We start from the raw sequence: 1671 nt of genomic DNA on the forward strand, positions 1-1671 counted from the left end.
CTTGTTCAAAGCAACGCCAAGTCAATTCAGAGTCTCACAGATATGTTTGCCACTGACAAACTCGAACAAGCAGAGCGCAATGCTAGACTAGACCAGAACCTAGCAAAACTGACTGCTCTTAACGAGGGGGTGGTTAATCTTTTATCTTCTCTGGATGAAGACCGTCCTACCGTATTCAGAAAGCTAAACGCGATCGAGAATAAAGTCGATCGCCTCTTGGCACAACGAGAAGATGACAATAACTAGAAGATGAGGAAGGAGCGATCGCTTGACAGAAACTGGTAGAGAGCGATCGCCCCTAAACCACCTTGACAAACTTAACGCCATCGCGTTACTCTGAAAAAGAACCACTAAAAAACCAATCAAAAAATGACCAAACTATTAGAAGAAGCGATCGCTGCCCTAGCCAAACTTCCAGAATCAGAGCAAGATGGTATTGCCAGCCTCATTCTCGAAGAAATTGCCTCAGAAAAAAAGTGGCAAGAAGCCTTTGACAAATCCCAACCACAGTTAGAGCAACTAGCAGAGGAAGCCCTAGAAGAATTTCGTCAAGGAAAAACCCTACCTTTAAAATTCTAAACCTCTATGATTTCAAGAACAACATCTCGATTTTGGAAAACCTTTGAAAAACTTCCCCCAGATATCTAATAAACTGCCAAAAAGGCTTATCAACTCTGGGAGCAAAATCCCTATCATAACAGCCTTCAATTTAAGCAAGTTCACCCTACCAAACCAATTTTTTCCGTGAGAGTTGCTTGGGGGTGGCGTGCGGTAGGTTTTAAGGAAGGAGATTATATCATTTGGTTTTGGATCGGTTCTCATGCCGATTACGATAACCTAATCGCAAAACTTTAAACAAATAGGGGCTTACATTACAGCGCTTTTGCTGAGTTATAACCAAAACCTATAAGGGCGAATGCCATTCGCCCCTACAGATATGGATTTTTTCGATAAAATAATAACCGCTAAATAAAAACTGGAGGTATAAAGCATGAAATTAGAAGACTACTTCGACTTTTTTACTCCCAACGATATTCGGCTCAAAGGTACTAGGGTTGGCATTGAGAACATTTTGTATGAATACATCCATCGAAAGCTATCTCCAGAAGAAATTGAGCAACAGTTTAGAACTATCACTTTAGAACAAGTGTATGCAACCATTTTGTATTATTTGAGCGATCGCAAAACCGTGGGTAAATACCTTGCTGATTGGTTAGAGTGGGGGCATCAACAACGAAAAGCTCAAGATATGAATCCTCATCCGGGGATTATCCGATTGCGAGAGAGAATCGCTAAGTACGGCAGCGATCCAGAAGTACATAAAGCAATTCGCGATCGGCAGAAATTAGCGACTATAGAAAATACAAAAGAAGTGGGAGATACTAGCAAGTGACTATTCGTTATCTAATGGATGAAAATGTAAATCCCACTTATCAAACTCAAATTCAGCGACGGGAGCCAGAATTAATAATTTGGGCTGTTGGAGATGAAGGGACTCCCCCAAAAGGTACTCTCGATCCAGATATTCTCATTTGGTGTGAGGAACATGGTTTTGTGCTAGTTACTAACAACCGCACATCCATGCCACCCCATTTAACGGCTCATTTAAGTGCCGATCGTCATGTACCAGGAATTTTTATCCTCAATCCGAAAATGAGTGTAGGTGAGACA

At 41.4% G+C, this 1671-nt stretch carries 3 protein-coding genes and 2 pseudogenes; all 5 read left to right on the forward strand.

Annotated elements, in window-relative coordinates:
- Positions 1-246, forward strand: a pseudogene (locus F6K40_RS40075) (hypothetical protein); the annotation flags it as partial.
- 123 nt (positions 247-369) lie between these two features.
- Positions 370-579 (forward strand): hypothetical protein, encoded by a 210-nt coding sequence (locus F6K40_RS40080; RefSeq protein ID WP_293145871.1) that lies wholly within the window; start codon positions 370-372, stop codon positions 577-579.
- 87 nt (positions 580-666) lie between these two features.
- A pseudogene (locus tag F6K40_RS41700) lies at positions 667-855 on the forward strand (ParE family toxin-like protein); the annotation flags it as partial.
- 136 nt (positions 856-991) lie between these two features.
- Positions 992-1393, forward strand: a complete 402-nt coding sequence (locus F6K40_RS40085; RefSeq protein ID WP_293145874.1) for a DUF433 domain-containing protein — start codon at positions 992-994, stop codon at positions 1391-1393.
- Positions 1390-1671, forward strand: a 282-nt coding sequence (locus tag F6K40_RS40090; RefSeq protein ID WP_293145877.1) for a DUF5615 family PIN-like protein, incomplete at its 3' end; no start/stop codon positions are given. The genes F6K40_RS40085 and F6K40_RS40090, both read left to right, overlap by 4 nt.

Source organism: Okeania sp. SIO3I5, from assembly GCF_010672085.1.
Taxonomy (GTDB): domain Bacteria; phylum Cyanobacteriota; class Cyanobacteriia; order Cyanobacteriales; family Microcoleaceae; genus Trichodesmium.